14 protein-coding genes are annotated in these 15,438 nt (G+C 68.7%); 6 read left to right on the top strand and 8 right to left on the bottom strand.

Going from position 1 to position 15,438, the window contains the following annotated elements:
* Positions 1 to 11 precede the first annotated feature (11 nt).
* On the bottom strand, positions 12 to 755 hold the full coding sequence (locus B842_RS09790) for a GntR family transcriptional regulator (RefSeq protein ID WP_040086409.1): 744 nt from the start codon (positions 753 to 755) through the stop codon (positions 12 to 14).
* A 142-nt stretch (positions 756 to 897) separates the two neighbouring features.
* Here B842_RS09790 and B842_RS09785 point away from each other — a divergent pair, with 142 nt between their 5' ends.
* Entirely contained in the window at positions 898 to 1,797 is a 900-nt protein-coding gene (locus B842_RS09785; protein WP_040086407.1) for an AEC family transporter, read from the top strand.
* Complete coding sequence (locus tag B842_RS09780) at positions 1,790 to 2,311, top strand: hypothetical protein (RefSeq protein WP_052437875.1); 522 nt, start codon at positions 1,790 to 1,792, stop codon at positions 2,309 to 2,311. Before B842_RS09785 ends, B842_RS09780 begins: the two co-directional genes overlap by 8 nt.
* Here B842_RS09780 and B842_RS09775 read toward each other — a convergent pair.
* The 5 genes from B842_RS09775 to B842_RS09755 all read right to left on the bottom strand — a co-directional run bounded on the left by B842_RS09775 (position 2,308) and on the right by B842_RS09755 (position 9,260).
* Positions 2,308 to 3,291, bottom strand: a complete 984-nt coding sequence (locus B842_RS09775) for an LLM class flavin-dependent oxidoreductase (RefSeq protein WP_040086405.1) — start codon at positions 3,289 to 3,291, stop codon at positions 2,308 to 2,310. The two genes, B842_RS09780 and B842_RS09775, sit on opposite strands and share 4 nt — an antisense overlap.
* Before the next feature lie 25 nt (positions 3,292 to 3,316).
* Entirely contained in the window at positions 3,317 to 4,378 is a 1,062-nt protein-coding gene (locus B842_RS09770) for a phosphotransferase (protein ID WP_040086404.1), read from the bottom strand.
* 2 nt (positions 4,379 to 4,380) lie between these two features.
* Positions 4,381 to 6,159, bottom strand: a complete 1,779-nt coding sequence (treS, locus tag B842_RS09765) for a maltose alpha-D-glucosyltransferase (protein ID WP_040087568.1) — start codon at positions 6,157 to 6,159, stop codon at positions 4,381 to 4,383.
* Between the two features lie 82 nt (positions 6,160 to 6,241).
* Positions 6,242 to 7,372 carry a MalY/PatB family protein gene (locus B842_RS09760; RefSeq protein ID WP_040086403.1) on the bottom strand — a complete coding sequence of 377 codons (1,131 nt, stop codon included), beginning with the start codon at positions 7,370 to 7,372 and terminating at the stop codon, positions 6,242 to 6,244.
* 10 nt (positions 7,373 to 7,382) lie between these two features.
* Positions 7,383 to 9,260: an ABC transporter ATP-binding protein gene (locus B842_RS09755; RefSeq protein ID WP_040086402.1), complete on the bottom strand. Its 1,878-nt coding sequence runs from the start codon at positions 9,258 to 9,260 to the stop codon at positions 7,383 to 7,385.
* Between the two features lie 124 nt (positions 9,261 to 9,384).
* Between B842_RS09755 and B842_RS09750 the strand changes: the two genes are divergently transcribed.
* The 4 genes from B842_RS09750 (at position 9,385) to idi (ending at position 12,920) form a co-directional block, all read left to right on the top strand.
* Positions 9,385 to 9,906 (top strand): hypothetical protein, encoded by a 522-nt coding sequence (locus B842_RS09750; RefSeq protein ID WP_052437874.1) that lies wholly within the window; start codon positions 9,385 to 9,387, stop codon positions 9,904 to 9,906.
* 101 nt (positions 9,907 to 10,007) lie between these two features.
* A complete protein-coding gene (locus B842_RS09745) occupies positions 10,008 to 10,589 on the top strand; it encodes a DUF3558 domain-containing protein (protein ID WP_040086401.1) in 582 nt (193 codons plus the stop codon).
* Positions 10,567 to 12,333, top strand: coding sequence for a hypothetical protein (locus B842_RS09740; protein WP_052437873.1), 1,767 nt, complete (start codon positions 10,567 to 10,569; stop codon positions 12,331 to 12,333). Before B842_RS09745 ends, B842_RS09740 begins: the two co-directional genes overlap by 23 nt.
* Positions 12,334 to 12,365: 32 nt before the next feature.
* On the top strand, positions 12,366 to 12,920 hold the full coding sequence (gene idi, locus B842_RS09735; RefSeq protein ID WP_040086400.1) for an isopentenyl-diphosphate Delta-isomerase: 555 nt from the start codon (positions 12,366 to 12,368) through the stop codon (positions 12,918 to 12,920).
* Here the strand turns inward: idi and B842_RS09730 are convergent.
* Both B842_RS09730 and B842_RS09725 read right to left on the bottom strand, forming a co-directional pair.
* The gene (locus B842_RS09730) at positions 12,910 to 14,112 is read right to left on the bottom strand and encodes a hypothetical protein (protein WP_040086398.1); all 1,203 of its coding nucleotides are present in this window, start codon (positions 14,110 to 14,112) and stop codon (positions 12,910 to 12,912) included. The genes idi and B842_RS09730 overlap by 11 nt on opposite strands.
* Positions 14,113 to 14,129: 17 nt before the next feature.
* Positions 14,130 to 15,419: a carboxylesterase family protein gene (locus B842_RS09725; RefSeq protein ID WP_040087563.1), complete on the bottom strand. Its 1,290-nt coding sequence runs from the start codon at positions 15,417 to 15,419 to the stop codon at positions 14,130 to 14,132.
* Positions 15,420 to 15,438 lie beyond the last annotated feature (19 nt).

The following is a 15,438-nucleotide window of genomic DNA, read 5'->3' as shown; positions in this document are numbered from 1 at the left end:
GTCCCGCCGAATCAGTCGAGCGGCGTGAGGCGCGCGGAGGAGGGGGTGCCGCGGACCGTGTTGAGGCTCATGGTGAGGTTCTCGGCGAGGAAGAGGTTGTCCGCGAAGAAGATGATCTGCCCGTACTGGTCCGACGCCGACATGCGGATGCGCATCAGCGGCTCACCCGGCCTGACGTCCAGGAGCTCCGCCTGCTCCTCGTCGGCGACCACCGCGTTGAGGCAGCGCGACAGGTTGTCCACGACGATGTCGTTGGCGGCGAGGGTCTCCATGATCGACGTCGTGTCCGTGTCCGCGTCGAGGATGTGGCGGCCGACAGGCACGGGGAAGTAGGAGCGCTCGATGGCGAAGGGCCGGTCGTCGGCCAGGCGGAGACGGCGCAGCGTGACGATGTGGTCGCCCGGGGTGATGCGCAGGTGGCCGGCGGTCGTCTCGTCGGCGGGCTTGCGGGCCAGGAACAGGGTGCGCTGGCCGGGGGTGTACCCGAAGTAGCGCAGCCAGGCGCTGATGGAGATGGTGGAGTCGAAGTCGTTGTTGTCGGAACGCGCGAGAACGGTGGAGCGCCGACCACGTCCCGTGGAGATCATGCCCTCAGTGCGCAGCAGCATCATGGCCTGGCGGACGGGACCACGGGAGGAGCCGAACTGTTCACAGAGTTCGGCCTCCGAGGGAAGTTCGTCGCCGGTGTTGAGGCGACCGCTGTTGATCGCCTCACGCAGATGCTGGGCGATCTTCTGGTAATGCTGTGGTGGCATTCGGAGGATCCTTGCGGTCGGGGTGGGGATGTATTCCTGAAGAATGCTTGATTGCCGGGGCAACCAATGAAGTTATAGGGAAACATTAGACTAGTGGCCCGGAAAATCAATCTACGGGGCCGATGCATTACGATGACCAATCGTGATACAGGTCCTCACCGGGTTCGGCGTGGTCGTGGCGGTCATCGCCGTCGGCTGGCTCTTCGGCCGTACCCAGGCGGAGGCCCGTCGGGGACTGGCCAACCTGGTCTACCTCGTGGCCACTCCGGCGCTGCTCTTCGACATCCTCCTGCGGACCGATCCCCGCGACATCTTCTCGGCGAATTTCCTGGTCATCGCCGGTTCCGCAATTATCGCCGGGGCGCTGGGTTTCCTGGTGTTCCGGCTGCGCGGCCGCTCCGCCCCCGACAGCCTCATCGGCATGCTCGCCTCCTCCTACGCGAACGCCGGCAACCTCGGCATCCCGCTGGCTGTCTACATACTTGACGACGCCGCCGTGGTCATCCCCGTCATCCTCTTCCAGGTGGCGTTCTACGCGCCGTTCACGCTCACCACGCTCGACATGCTCCACCGCTCACGGCAGTCGACGCTGCTGCGCAACGTGGTGGTCGCGTTCCGGAATCCCATGCTGCTGGCCGCGGTCGTGGGACTGCTCATCGGCTTCCTGCGCATCCCCGTGCCGGACCTCGTGCGCGAGCCGGTCGCCCTCCTCGCGGGGGCCTCGGTGCCGGTCGCGCTCATGGTGTTCGGCATGTCCCTGGTGGACAGCCGGGTGGTCGTCAACGGGGACGTGCTCATCGCGGTGGCGCTGAAGAACCTGGTCCAGCCGGTGGTCTCGGGGCTGCTCGCGCACTACGTCTTCGGCCTCACGGGGCCGGCGCTGTTCGCGCTCGTGGTCCTCGGGGCGCTGCCCACGGCGCAGAACGTGCTCACCTACGCGCTGCGCTTCCGCACCAACGAGGCACTGGCCCGGGACACCGGCGTGGTGTCCACGCTCGTGTCCCTGCCGGTACTGGTCGTGGTGACCGTGCTGCTTGGGTAACATCACCGCCATCATGGACATCATCACGCTGCGGTCCGCACCCCGACACCTGGCCACGAGCCGGGCCGTCGGCGTCTTCGTGGCGTTCGTCGTGCTGCTGGTCCCCGTCCTGCTGGTGCTGCTCAACTCCGCCCGCACCTCGCCGTGGCCGGAGCTGCACCTCATCGCCGCCACCGCCCCCGCGGTCGGCCTCCTGCTGGCACTGGTCATGCTCGTCATCCGGCTGCGGCGCCGGTCCCGGCCCGTCCTGCTCGTCGACGACCACGTGACCCTCCCCGCCACCGGCGTCCGTTTCCCCCTCGAGCGGCTGGACCACCTGCAGCTCTACACCCGCCACGGCGTGCCCCGGCTGGTGCTGCTGCCGGGCCACGTCCCGGAGCGCATGCCCTCCCGTGCCGTCGCCCCGTACACGGTGACCTTCCCGGAGGGGGCGAACTACCTGCCCTACGAGCTCGTGGACCTCCTGCGGGGGAGGGCGGGGGACGTGGGCGTCGACAAGCTGGGGACGGTCTAGAGTTCCCAGGCCTCCGCGAGGATCTCCATGCCGCGGGTCGTCTCCGCCTCGGAGAGACCCTGCAGGGAGATCATGAGCTCATCCGCCTGCGCGGTGCGGGTGAAACCGTCGAGGTAGTCACGGACCTGCTCGCCGGTGCCGACGGCGGTGTAGCGCAGCATGTCGATGATCTGCCGCCCCTGCGGCGACTCGATGATCTGGTCGAGCTGCTCCTCGCTGAGGTGACGGCCCCGGCCGGCCATCGCCTTCACCCGCTGGCGGCGCACACCCTCGAGCTGCCGGACGGCGTCGGCCTCGGTGTCGGAGGCGACGACGTTGACCGCCGCGATGACGTAGGGCTCGGAGAGCTTCTCCGAGGGCTGGAAGTTCTCCCGGTACGTCGACACCGCGTGCTCCAGGTGGGTGGGCGCGAAGTGGGAGGCGAAGGAGTAGGGCAGTCCGAGCTGCGCGGCCAGCGTCGCGCCGTAGAGGGAGGACCCCAGGATGTACAGCGGCACGTTGGTGCCGACACCCGGGACGGCGTCCACCCCCGGGATCCGGGAACGGCCGGCCAGATAGCCCTCCAGCTCCATGACGTCCTGCGGGAAGTGGTCCGCCGCGTTGGGGGAGCGGCGCAGCGCCCGGCCGAGCGTGTTCATGTCGGTGCCCGGCGCGCGGCCGAGCCCCAGGTCGATGCGGTCGGGGTAGAGCTCCGCGAGGGTGCCGAACTGCTCGGCGATGACGTAGGGGGAGTGGTTCGGCAGCATCACGCCGCCGGCCCCGAGACGGATCGTCTCCGTGTGCGCGCCGACGTGGGCGATCAGCACTGCCGGGGCCGAGGACGCGATGTACGGCATGTTGTGGTGCTCGGCGTACCAGATCCGCCGGAACCCCAGCCGCTCCGCCCTCTGCGCCATGTCCACGGAACGCCGCATGGAGTGGCGGGCGGTCTCACCAGGGTAGATGTGGCAGAAATCGATCAGCGAGAGCGGGATACGCACGGGGCACCTTCCGGTCGGAGACGGGTCACCCACCGAGGATACGCCTCACCGCCGCCAGCGGGATGTGCACCCAGTCCGGGCGGTTGTCCGACTCGTAGACCACCTCGTAGAGGGCCTTGTCCAGCACGTAGGCGTCGAGCAGCGGGGACCGTCCGATCCCGTAGCCCTCGAGGAAGGCGTCCCCCGCGGCCTGCGCCCACTCCGGGGACGCCCCGGCGACGTGCGCGGCGTAGTCCAGCGACCGCAGGATGCCCGCGACGTCACGCAGCGGCGAGTCAGGGCGGCGGCGCTCGGCGAGCGGGCGGGCGGGCTCGCCCTCGAAGTCGATGAGCACGTACGTGTCCGGGGTGCGCAGGACCTGCCCCAGGTGCAGGTCACCGTGCACACGCTGCACCGGCACCTCCTCGTCGAGGGCGTCGTAGACGTCGCGCGCGGCCGCCGCGAACTCCCGGAGCACCGGGGCACGGGCGACGAGGTCCTCGAGGGAACGCGTCAACGCAGGCTTCTCGACGCCCACCTCGAAGGCCCCCGCCAACGCCTCATGGACGGCGCGGGTCGCCTCGCCCAGCAGGGAGGCCTCTGCCCCGAAGGAGGCGTCGTGGGTGGCGAAGCCGAGGGCGTAGCGCCAGCCGTCGTCGGCGTCGGGCACGAAGTCCTGCACCATCGCCAGGGTGTGCTCCTCCCCGTCGATGGTCTCGGTGACCCAGCCGCGGACCGGGGCGATGTGTGGGCAGTCGCTGATGCGGGAGAGCAGCTCCACGTCCGGGTTGAGCCCGGCCTCCAGCCGACGGAAGACCTTGACCATCTGCCCGTCGACGATGAGCGAGGTGTTGGACTGCTCACCGTCGACCGCCCGGGCCGCACCCTGCGGCAGGTCGTGCGCCCGCAGGTACAGCTCGGGGGAGGTGGCGAGGACGTCCTGACCGGTGGCGTCGACAAGCACCTGGTACAGGTACCTCCCGTTGACGCGGAGGATGAGCAGACGGGCGTCGCCGGCCGGGGTCTCGGAGACGATCTCGACGTCCTCGACGGGCTCGGACTTGGCGCCGTAGAAGCGGGCGTCGAGAAGCATGCGTGCCAGATCCATGATCACTCCCCGGAGAGGTCGAACCAGAAGTACGCGTGGGGGGCGAGGGTGACCACCCACGGGTAGTGGCGGATCGGCGGGAAGGACTCACCGCCGGAGAGCTCACGCGGCGTGACGCCGGAGAACTCGGACAGGTCGAGCGACACCGCCTGCGGACGGTCCGAGAGGTTGTTGACGCACAGGATCGTCTCCCCCCGGTGCTCGCGCAGGAAGGTGAGCACCGCCTCGTTCTCGGAGGGCACCTCGCGGTAGCTGCCCCGGCCGAAGGCCTTGTACTGCTGACGCACCTTGATCTGGCTGCGCACCCAGTGGAGCAGCGAGTTGTCGCGCTTCATGGAGTTCTCGACGTTGACCGTCTGGTAGCCGTACTGGTCGTTCTGGATCGCCGGCAGGTACAGCCGCTCGGGCTCCGCCTTCGAGAAACCGCCGTTCCGGTCGTTGGACCACTGCATCGGGGTGCGCACGCCGTCGCGGTCGTAGAGCCAGATGTTGTCGCCCATGCCGATCTCGTCGCCGTAGTACAGCACCGGCGAACCCGGCAGCGACAGCAGCAGACCGTGGACCAGCTCCAGCTTGTTGCGGTCACCGCCGAGCAGCGGGGCAAGGCGGCGGCGGATGCCCACGTTGGCGCGCATCCGCGGCTCACGCGCGAAGTGCTTGTACATGTAGGCGCGCTCCTCCTCGGTGACCATCTCGAGGGTCAGCTCGTCGTGGTTGCGCAGGAAGATGCCCCACTGTGCGGTCTCCGGGATCGGCGGGGTGTCCGCCAGGATCTCCGAGATCGGGGTGCGCGACTGCTTGTGCACGCCCATGAAGATGCGCGGCATGACCGGGAAGTGGAAGGCCATGTGGCACTCGTCGCCGAGTTCCGGCTCACCGAAGTACGCGACCACGTCGTCGGGCAGCTGGTTCGCCTCCGCCAGCAGGACACGGCCGGGGTACTCGTCGTCGATGACGCCGCGGACCTGCTTGAGGAACTCGTGGGTCTCCGGCAGGTTCTCGCAGTTCGTGCCCTCCCGCTCGTAGAGGTAGGGGACCGCGTCGAGGCGGAAACCGTCCAGACCCAGGTCCAGCCAGAAACGCATGACGTCGAGCATCGCGGCACGCACCGGCGGGTGGTCGTAGTTGAGGTCCGGCTGGTGGGAGAAGAAACGGTGCCAGAAGTACTGCTTGCGCACCGGGTCCCACGTCCAGTTGGAGTCCTCGGTGTCGATGAAGATGATGCGCGCCTCCGAGTACTCGGAGGGGTCGTCGCTCCACACGTAGAAGTCACCGTAGGGGCCCTCCGGGTCGCGGCGGGACTCCTGGAACCAGGCGTGGGAGTCGGAGGTGTGGTTCATCACCAGGTCGGTGATGACGCGGATGCCGCGCTTGTGGGCCTCATCCATGAGCTCGACGAAGTCGTCGACCGTGCCGAACTCCGGCAGCACCTCACGGAAGTTGCGGATGTCGTAGCCGCCGTCGCGCAGCGGGGAGTCGTAGAAGGGCGGCAGCCACAGGCAGTCGACGCCCAGCCACTGCAGGTAGTCGAGTTTCTCCGTCAGGCCCCGCAGGCTGCCGGAGCCGGTGCCCTCCGGGTCGTAGAAGGCGCGCACCAGGACCTCGTAGAACACGGCCTCCTTGTACCACTCCGGCTCGGGGCGCTCCCAGGGGGCGTCACCGGGCGCCGGGGTCGGGGTCTCGAACTGCTCGGACTCCGGTTCGACCAGGTAGCCCTCGGCGTCGGTACGGGGGCGGACCGGGGACTTCTCCGGTTCGGCGCCGACCCCCAGCGGACCCATGGACAGTCCGGGACCCTGGGGGCCGGTCGTGGCGGACGGGTCGTCGTATCGCTCGTCAGTCATGAAATCCAGGGTAGGGAAATCACCGGGCGAATGCAGACCCCAGCCGGTCGCAGGCCTCCTCCAGGATCTCCCGGGACGTGGCGAAGTTCAGCCGCGCGTGGTGGCTGCCTCCCGGGCCGAAGGCGACGCCGTCGTTGAGGGCGACCTTCGCGTTCTCCCGCAGCCACACCGCCGGGCGCTCCAGGTGCCCGATGGAGGTGCCGGAGAAGTCCATCCACATGAGATAGGTCGCCGCCGGGCTGATCACCTGCAGCCCCGGCACGCGGCGCGGCAGCTCCTCGGCCAGCCAGTCGCGGTTCTCCCGCAGGTACGCGACCTGCTCGTCGAGGCAGTCGCCGCCCTCCCGGTAGCAGGCGATCGCCGCCCAGATGCCCAGGGTGGAGGTGCCGTCCTTGGCCACGCCGGTCATCGACCGCCACGTGTCCATGTCCGCCGGGTTGGAGAAGATCATCTGCGCGCACTTGAGGCCCGCGATGTTCCACGCCTTCGACGTCGCCGTGACGGTGACGCACACCCGCGCGGCGGTCTCGCTGACGGCGGCGGCGCACACATGGGTGCCGTCGAACACCAGCGGGGCGTGGATCTCGTCGACGAGCACGCGGGCGTCGTAACGGTCCGCCAGGTCGCACAGCTCCCGCAGGAACTCCGCGTCGAACGTGTACCCCAGGGGGTTGTTCGGGGCGCACAGGAGGATCGAGCCGGCGCCGGCCGCGAACTGCTTCTCGACGTCCCCCAGGTCGATCCCGCCGTAGGCGTCGATCTGGTGCATCGGACGGCGGGTCGCCTCCGGCAGCTCCAGGAACGGCGGGTACGCCGGCACCGGCACGATGACACCCGAGTCCGGGCGCGTCATGTACTCGATGGCGAGGGCCAGGCCACGGACGACGTCGGGGACCGCGACGATGAGCGCCGGGTCCGGGCGCCAGCCGTAACGTGCGGCGTAGAAGTCGGAGACCGCCTGCGGCAGGTCGGAGGTCGCCGGGGTGTACCCGAAGGACTCCCGGTCGATGGCGTCCGCGATCGCCTGCTTCACCGGCGGGCAGGTGAAGAAGTCACTCTCCGCGATCCACAGGGGCAGGACGTCGTCGGCGTAGACCGTCCACTTGCGGGTGCGACGGTCCTTGAGCTGGTCGAGGGTGGGGAACTGCATGCCAGACAGACTAGTCCTCTTCCTCGTCCTCCTCGTCGCCGTGACCGTCGACGACGAGCCCGTACCTCTTCAGACGGGCCCGGTCAGCGGCCGAGGAGGACGCCGTGAGCTGCAGGAGTTCGGCGTAGATGCCACCCGAGGCGGCGAGCTGGTCCGGTGAACCTATTTCGTCGACCATGCCGTCGCGGAGGGTGACGATGGTGTCCACACCCGCGATCGTCGACAGGCGGTGCGCGATGATGAGCGTGGTGCGGTCCTTCATCAGCTCGTCCAGGCCGGCCTGGACGGCGCGTTCGGCCTTGGTGTCGAGGGCGGAGGTCGCCTCGTCGAGAAGCAGGATCGGGGCGTCCTTGAGCATGGCGCGCGCGACGGCGACGCGCTGCTTCTGACCACCCGACAGGCGCAGGCCACGCTCGCCGATGACGGTGTCGTAGCCGTCGGGGAAACGCATGATGAAGTCGTGCGCGTTGGCGCGGCGGGCGACCTCGACGATCTCATCCTCCGTCGCGCCGGGGCGACCGTAGGCGATGTTCTCGCGGATCGTGCCGGAGAACAGCGACGCCTCCTGGAACACGACGCCGACACTGGCGCGCAGCTCCGCCGCGGACAGGTCACGGACGTCGCGGCCGCAGACCTGGAGGGTGCCCTCCCCGATGCGGTACAGGCCCAGCAGCAGGTTGACCAGCGTGGACTTGCCGCCGCCGGACTCGCCGACCAGGGCGATCTTCTCCCCCTCGCGGGCCTCGAAACTGACGTTGCGGATCACCGGCTCGTCCTCGTTGTAGGCGAAGGTGACGTCGTCGAAACGCACGACCGGGGCCTGCGGGGTGAGCGGCTGCACCGGTGTGAGATCGAGGACGGGGACGCCGGTGGCCTCCGTCGCGGCGATGAGCTCGGCGTTGGCGGTCGGCTCGAACTCCTCCTCCATGACCTTGAAGTAGTCGCGGGAACCGGCGATGGCCCGCTGCGCGGCGTCGACGATCCAGCTCATCATGTGCACCGGCTGCTTCGCCATGTTCACCAGCTGGATGAGCATGACCATGTCACCGAGGGAGAACTGGCCGTTCAGCGTGCGGAAGAACAGCACCAGGTAGATGCCGAAGAAGATGAGGTTGAGCGCGGCGCCGCGGGCCGTGTCCATGATGTGCCACCAGCTCGACTGCGGGCGCGTGATGTCGACGGTCCTCCCGTAACGACGCCCGAAGTCATCCAGCTCCCGCACCTCCGAGACGAAGGACTTGACCACCTTCACCTGGCCGATGACCTCCGCGAAACGACCGTTCGCCAGGTCGATCTGCTCGTTCTTCTTCCCCTCGAGCTTCTGCCAGCGTCGCGACGTCAGCGTGGTCAGCCACATGTACACCGGGAACAGCAGCGCCAGCAGGAGCGTCAGCGGCCAGTAGTACCAGGACGTGATGACCAGCACCGCGATCACCTGGATGAGCATGGGGAAGAAACTGTTGGAGAAGGACTGCAGGAACTGCGTGATCGACGTGATCGAACGGTCCAGACGGGCGATGACCGTGCCCGTCACCTGATTGTCGAAGTACCTCTGCGGCAGCGCCAGCAGCTTCGCGTAGTAGCGCGTCGACAGGATCTGCCGCATCCGCATGGCCATGACGTCACCGATGTAGCCACCGATGTTGCCCATCGCGGTGTTGGTCAGATCCGCCACCAGCAGCGCCACCGCCAGCCACAGCAACGTCGTGGTGACATCGGCGACCTCCACGTCCCCGTGCACCGCCGACACGATCGTGTCGGTCGCCTCACGGAGGATGAAGGGTGACACCAGCGCCAGCGCCGCCGCCGCCGTGGAGATCAGCACCACGCCGAGATAGTAGGGCCACAACGCGGAGGCGCTGCGCAGGATACGGGCGAGACTGTTCAACTTCTTCTGCTACTCCAAAACTTGAGGCGACGGTCGGGGTTGCACACTACCCGGCGGGAACCGCTGGATACACTGGTGCGGGAATGACCCCGAACATCTTAGGCCGGACTGAAAGGGAGGCACCGTGTCACGACTCCGCCCCGCCCTCGCTCTGCTCGCTTGCTCTGCGCTCCTCACCGCCTGCTCGGGAGAGGCCGGAGGCAATGGCGGCGACGAGTCCATCAACGTCACCACCTCCGAGACACCGGTGGCCGCCGCCTCCCAGGTCGACCCCGTCGAGGCGGAGTCCCTCCGCGGCAAGACCACCGACCCCGGCCTCAACGTCGACATGCGCTACCAGGGTGTCCGCAGCGGCACCACCGGCGGCAGCATCATCACCGTCCTGGTGACCAACCTCAACGACGAACCCCTCCCCGTCGACGCCCTCCCGCAGCCCACCCTCACCTACAACTCCGGCGGCGGCACCATGGTCGACGCCGAGCCGATGACCGGCGACAACACCGACATGACACTCGGCCTCGACCTGCCCCTCGGCAGCGGTGCCTCCACCAACGTCCGCTACGCCTTCAACGTCAGCCCCGGCAACCTCTGGGACGCGAAACTGCAGGTCGGCAACATCATCTGGGAAGGCAACCTCAACTTCTAGGAAGAAATTCCGCCCGGCAGGGAACCTTCGGCCCCTTTTCGGAGTCTAAGTGTGTCGGGTGCGGAAACCCTCCGCGCCCGACCACCACCAGAGGGGACCCCATGCCCGTCCGCCGACTCCTGCCCGTCGCCCTCGGCGCGCTTCTCACCGCCTGCTCGCCCACCACGCTTAACGACGCCCCACCAGCCCCGACACCCGAACCGGCCCCGGTCCTCGAGTTGGGGGATTTCGACCCTGCGGGCGACTTCGCGGTGTTCGACCCGTGCACCGAGATCCCGCCGGAGGTACTGGCGGGGGCGGGGCTGGGGGAACGGGTGCGGGAGCCGTCTTATGACGGGGGACTGTCAGCCAGGTGCTCCTACTTCTCGTCTGCGCATGGAGGGCGTGCCTTCTACACGTTGACCGGTGACAGAGTTCCAGTGGAACGCATCATCGAGAGGGGATTCATGGTGGCACCGGACGCGGACACACAGATTCCGGGGGTGTACCTGCATCACATGGGGGCCGGTGTGCCGGATGAGTGCAGCGCGGCGGTCCACACGAACCGGGGGAGGTTCGTTGTCCAGTACACAGAAACACTCACGACGCAGAGCCGTGACGAGCTCTGCGTTCTCGCTATCGACAAGCTAGAGAATCTCTTCGCTTACTTGGGGGAAAACAATGGAGTTGTACATCGATCATGATTCGATTCTCACTGGCGTCCGGAAGCTGGAGACCATCGGCTCCAACGCACGTGACGTGGCCGGTGAAGCGAGCCAGAACTCTCTGAACGCCAGCTTCTCGGGGGTCTCGGGCCTCGACCAGCTCGGCGGTAATCACGGCGGCGTCATCAACGGAGGCGCCGGTTCGGCGATCACCGTGCTGCAGTCCTACGCCGAGCAGGTGTCCTGGCTCAGTGGGGCGCTGGCGGCCAGCTACGAGGCGTTGACCGGGCAGAACGCCTTCGTTGCGCGGGGAATGGACATCGCGGATGAGGGAGGTGCGATCGGGCAGGACGGGGTGAGCTTCCCGACGCGGCCCCGACCCCGCTTCGAGAACTTCACCTTCACGCCGCCGGTGGTGCTGCCGGCGACGTCCATGAGCCAGTTGTCGGCGGACTTCTCGTCGACGAAGATCCAGGACAGTGTCGTGGCGGCACGGATGTGGCACCAGATGTCCGCCGATGTCACCGAGATCTCGGCGCAGCTGCAGGCGGTGGCCTCCGACCTCGGTTCCCGTAACCGGGGTGACGTCATCGAGGCCGCGATCGCCCGGGTCTCCGAGGTCGCGCGGGCCGGCGAGACCTTCGCCATGAACTCGCAGGTGATGGGCTCCTCGGTGGAGAGGTTGTCGTTCATCAAGCAGCAGGGTGCCGTCACGGTGAACCTGGCGATGGCCGCCATCGCGGCGATCCCGGACCCCGTGGCCCGCCAGGCGGCGGAGAGCTCCTTCCTGGCGTCCTTCCCAGCGAGTTACACGCCCACCGTGGCGACGGGTATCCCGCCCATCCGCAACCTCATGGTCATGGACCCGGCACCGGACGGTGGCGGGGAGATCGCACTCGGGGGCGGCACCGTGGAGGGCACGGGTTCCAAGCATGATGCGACTGGGCTGCGGGCGCCGGGTGCGCCGTTGGAGTCGCTGACCTCCCTGCAGCGGGCGATCGGGGCGGGTGAGTTCGGGACCGTGCAGGCGGGCATGGAGGGACTGGCCGGTGTCGGCGGCAACATGCCGGAGCTGGATGCCCTGGTGAGCGGGGCAGACGTAGGCACCACCGCCGCGTCGACGGGCACGCTGACGGTGCCGCCCACCCTCGGCACCCCGGGTGCTGCGGGCACTGCGGGCACTGCGGGTGCTGCGGGTGCTACGGGTGCCGTGCCGTCAGTTCCCTCCGTCGGCGGCGTGATCGGGGCACCGCCGTTCCGTGGAGGCCCTTCCGGGACGGGTGGCGGGGCGAGCGCGCCGCTGTCCCTGCCGTCCCATGGCTCGCCGCTGATCCCGGGTACACCGGGCAACCTCAGCCAGGCGGGCACCACCGCGGCCGGTACCGGCAGCCGGGTCACCACTGCCCCGGGTGCCGTCCCCGGTGGGCTGGGTCCGGTCGGTGTCCTGCCGCCGGGCCGCCCGGGTGGCGGTGTCGGTGCCTCCGCCCGATCCGCGTTCGGTGGAGCGGGCGTCGGACCGGTGGGTGCTGTGCGTCCCGTCCCGGGGACCCCTGCGGTGGGAGCCGGTGGCGGGGTAGGGGCGGCGTCGAGAAGCGCCGGCACACCCGCGGGCCGCGGCGAGATGCCCATGATGGGGGCTCCGATGGCGGGACAGCAGCCGTCGAAGGCGTCGAAGGTGCGGGCGGTGACGTCCGCCGTCGAGGAGGAGGGCAACGTCGCCGCGGTCCTCGGTGAACGGCCGGCGGTGGTGCCCGGCGTGATCGGGGCGTGGGCCCGCGGCTGACCCGGGAAAACAGACCTGGGTAGGGTGGTGGCATGAATAGCGACGTTGAACTGGTGGTTCTGGCCGACGAGCACGGGGAGCCTACCGGTACTGCGCCGAAGGCCACCATCCACACCGGGGACACCCCGCTGCACTTCGCCTTCTCCTGCTATCTGCTCGACTCCGACGGCCGTCTGCTGATGACCCGGCGGGCACTGTCCAAGAAGACCTGGCCGGGGGTGTGGACCAACAGCTTCTGCGGTCACCCCGGCCCCGGGGAGAGCAACGAGGAGGCGGTGGTGCGCCGCAGCATCGAGGAGCTCGGTTTCGCGCCGGGCGCGGTCGGGCAGATCACGCCGGTCCTGCCGGACTTCCGTTACCGGGCGGTGGACTCGAGCGGCATCGTCGAGAATGAGTTCTGCCCGGTGTTCGTCGCCCGCCTGAAGGAGGGGGAGCAGCCGGACCCGCGGCCGGACGAGATCGACTCGCTGGCCTGGGCCACCCCGGAGGAGGTCATCGCCGCCGTGGACGCCACCCCGTTCGCGTTCAGCCCGTGGCTGGTGGAGGAGCTGTCCGACCAGCGGCTGCGTGACGCCATCACGCAGTGACCTCGCGGTGGAACTGGGAGAGCTCCATCGTGTCGCGGGTGGGCAGCAGGACGTCGCGGAACCACGTGAAGAACCCGAGCGGGATCTCCGGCTGCCCGTCGGGGGTGCCCGAGTGGTCGGCGAGTTCCTCGCACGCCCGGTCGAGGACGTAGGCACAGAACAGGCGCGTCGTCATGGGTTCGCCGTAGCCCTCGAACACGGCTGACATCGTCTTCATGCACCACGGCTTGTTGTCCTCGCACGCCCAGAAGAGGGAACGCTGCAGCATGGCGAAGTCGGACAGGGGGGAGCCGAAGACGGTGCGTTCCTCGAGGGGGAGACGTAGGTCGCCCTCCCAGCCGCCGATGAACCAGGACTCGTCGTCCTCGAGCCAGATCCGCTGGAACGACATGTTCCCGTGGAGACGCTGGCAGAAGACCTCGCCACGCAGGTTGCGGTACCAGTCGCGGATCCAGGGTGCGTGTTCCGCGAGGACGGGGGTGCGTTCCAGGAAACCGTCGAGACGACTCTCCAGGTCCCGTGCTACCTCGGCGGCGGGGGCCCACTCGTAGGGGAAGGACATGATGAGGGAGTCGTGGATGAAACGCAGTGTCTGCCCCAGGGTGAGGCCCTGGGAGTGGGAGAACACCTGGGCGGCGACCCCCATCTTCGCGTACTCGAACGCGTTGATGCCGGTGGGCACGCGGCGGGCGGTGCCGAGCACGTAGACCAGTCCGTCGAGTTCGAGCTCCAGGTGACCGGTGAGTCCGGGGGAGTAGGAGTCGGTGAGGGTCGACAGCACCTCGACCTCGTTGGGGATGCCCGGCCACACGCGTCGGTACAGGGTGAACACGAACCGGTCGGTGCCCTCCGCGTCCGCGCAGAAGAGGCTGATCCTGTGGGGTTCACTCACGATCCGGGTGGAGACCACCTCCGTCGGCAGCGTGCCGTGGAAGGTGCCCAGCCCGAAGGGGACCCCTCGTCTGATGCTCCGGCAGAACTCGGTGGCCAGTTCCTCGAGGTCGAGTTCGTGGCCCTCGGGGTGGAGGACGAACTGGTGGAGTGAGTCGTCCCCGGGTTCCCCCGAGGTCATCAGGGTGTGGACGGCCCCGGGGACCTCGGACGAGATGACCGTGGTCAGTTCCTCCGGGGACGGCAGGGAGCCGTGGAGGATCCACGGCTCCGAGTAGCGCCGGTCAAAGGTCTCGCCCATCGGCCCTTGTCCTTCCGTCAGTGGGGGGAGAAGGCCTCACGGACCATTCTCAGGGGGTCATGAGCCAAACCTACGCTATTCGCCGTTAACCCAAATATGGAGACAACGCGTCCGGTGCTCTGGTCGTACTCCGCCCAGTCGGGCTCCCGGCCGTGCACGAAGTCGAGGAAGAGCTGACGTACCGCGGCCGCCTCCTCGCCCGCCAGGCCGAACATCGGGGAGATCTCCGCGCAGTGCAGGGCAGGTCCGTCCTTCTCGACGAACTCCGCCACCCACACCGGCCCGGGGACCTCGTCCCCGGCCTGGGAGACCCAGCGGCGGTTGGCGGCGTCGCCGATGAGCCGGCCCATGAGGCGGGAGGCGTCCATCTCCCGGGCGGCCTGCAGGTACCGGTCCACGGGACCGCGCACGCCCATCCGCCGGGCGAGCAGCCGCACGAACGCGGGACCCCAGCCGCGGGCGTCCACCTTCTGTCCGGCGGGCATCGCGTAGTGCTCGTCACGGGTGCAGGTGAGGAGCATGGGCATGTCGGAGAGTTCGGCACCGTCGAAACCGGTGGGGCCGAGCGCCATGTCCAGGCCGTGGATGGTGCGGAAACGGTTGTACCCCCTCCGCAGGAGGTCGGGTTTGTCCTCCGCGAGCTGCGTCAGGGACTCCCGGGTCACCGGACGTCCGAGGGCCGCCCGCAGCGATCCCTTCCGGCGTTCGAAGCTCTCCCGCGGGAAGCTGGGGGACATGGCGATGAGGCGTCGGAAAGCGCCGCGGAAATGGTCGCGCCGGGCCAGCCACAGTGCGACCGTGGCGCCGGCGGACTGGCCCACGAGGGTGACGTTGGTGGGGTCGCCGCCGAAGGACTCGATGTTGCGCTGCACCCACTCGAGGCCGAGCTGGCAGTCGTCGATGCCGCGGAAGCGGTCGGGCTCGTCGTCGTGGAAGCGGGCGAATCCGGGCAGCTTCGTGCGGTAGCCGAGGTGGACGGTGATGATGCCGTCGCGGGCGTTGGGGGCCCCGTCGGCGCGGCGGTCGCCGTGGGTGCCGTTCTCGAAACGCCCGCCGTGGATGTAGACGACCACCGGGAGGTCACTCAGTTCCCGGGCCCCGGTGGGCGTGACGATCGACAGGGCGATGGTGTCGGGACGGTACCTCGTGGCGTCGACGTCCTGTGTCCGTCCGATACGCCGCGCGTCCTCGAACGGGCCGGGGATGACGGAGTAGGGGATCGAGTGGAAACGGGTGATCTCCCCGTCGCTGACGCCGGTGATCCTGCCGGCGGGGCAGCTCACGGTCACACGGTCATGGTCGGTCATGAAGCCCACGGTACTAGCA

The sequence above is a fragment of the Corynebacterium humireducens NBRC 106098 = DSM 45392 genome, assembly GCF_000819445.1.
In the GTDB taxonomy this organism is placed as follows: Bacteria; Actinomycetota; Actinomycetes; order Mycobacteriales; family Mycobacteriaceae; genus Corynebacterium; species Corynebacterium humireducens.
The sequence above is the reverse complement of the archived record's forward strand: the minus strand, read 5'-3'. Positions and strand labels throughout refer to the sequence as shown.

Bases quoted from the DNA above. Each gene is read 5' to 3' on its own strand.
- idi (WP_040086400.1), top strand. From the start codon at position 12,366: ATGAATAGCGACGTTGAACTGGTGGTTCTGGCCGACGAGCACGGGGAG.
- B842_RS09740 (WP_052437873.1), top strand. From the start codon at position 10,567: ATGGAGTTGTACATCGATCATGATTCGATTCTCACTGGCGTCCGGAAG.
- B842_RS09730 (WP_040086398.1), bottom strand. From the start codon at position 14,112: ATGGGCGAGACCTTTGACCGGCGCTACTCGGAGCCGTGGATCCTCCAC.
- B842_RS09760 (WP_040086403.1), bottom strand. From the start codon at position 7,372: ATGCAGTTCCCCACCCTCGACCAGCTCAAGGACCGTCGCACCCGCAAG.
- B842_RS09790 (WP_040086409.1), bottom strand. From the start codon at position 755: ATGCCACCACAGCATTACCAGAAGATCGCCCAGCATCTGCGTGAGGCG.
- treS (WP_040087568.1), bottom strand. From the start codon at position 6,159: ATGGGTCCGCTGGGGGTCGGCGCCGAACCGGAGAAGTCCCCGGTCCGC.
- B842_RS09725 (WP_040087563.1), bottom strand. From the start codon at position 15,419: ATGACCGACCATGACCGTGTGACCGTGAGCTGCCCCGCCGGCAGGATC.
- B842_RS09770 (WP_040086404.1), bottom strand. From the start codon at position 4,378: ATGGATCTGGCACGCATGCTTCTCGACGCCCGCTTCTACGGCGCCAAG.
- B842_RS09745 (WP_040086401.1), top strand. From the start codon at position 10,008: ATGCCCGTCCGCCGACTCCTGCCCGTCGCCCTCGGCGCGCTTCTCACC.